Source organism: Gilvimarinus gilvus, from assembly GCF_030518155.1.
Classification (GTDB): domain Bacteria; phylum Pseudomonadota; class Gammaproteobacteria; order Pseudomonadales; family Cellvibrionaceae; genus Gilvimarinus; species Gilvimarinus gilvus.
Genome location: NZ_JAULRU010000304.1, coordinates 1 through 324, shown reverse-complemented (window position 1 = coordinate 324; position 324 = coordinate 1). Strand labels below are relative to the sequence as shown.

Annotated in this window: 1 protein-coding gene; it reads right to left on the bottom strand. The window is 75.0% G+C overall.

The genetic code is table 11. The features are described from left to right. Nucleotides 1–18 precede the first annotated feature (18 nt). The coding region (locus tag QWI17_RS04960; RefSeq protein ID WP_302721401.1) for a hypothetical protein at nt 19–324 on the bottom strand (306 nt) is incomplete at its 5' end.

The window sequence follows — 324 nt, the reverse complement described above, 5'->3', positions numbered from 1 at the left end:
TGCGGCGCGATGCAGCCATCATTGTCTCCGGGTGTGGGCGGGGGCAGCCGGCGCTGCCGCCGGGGCAGCACTTGGGGCCGCAGGCTGCGCGGCCGGGGCCGTTGGCGTGGCCGGGCTGGCCGGCGCTGCAGGGGTACCCGTGGCCGGTGCGGCCTGCTCGCCGGTTGTGGCTGGCTGGCCGGCGGGCGCGGTGCCCTTGCGGTCGGCTTCTTCCTGGGCCATGGCAGCATCGGTGGCACGCTGCTCTGGGGTGCGCCGGTCACTGAACACCAGCAGCATGTAGCGGCTGCGGTTGAGCGCGGCGGTGGGGATGGCACGCACGAT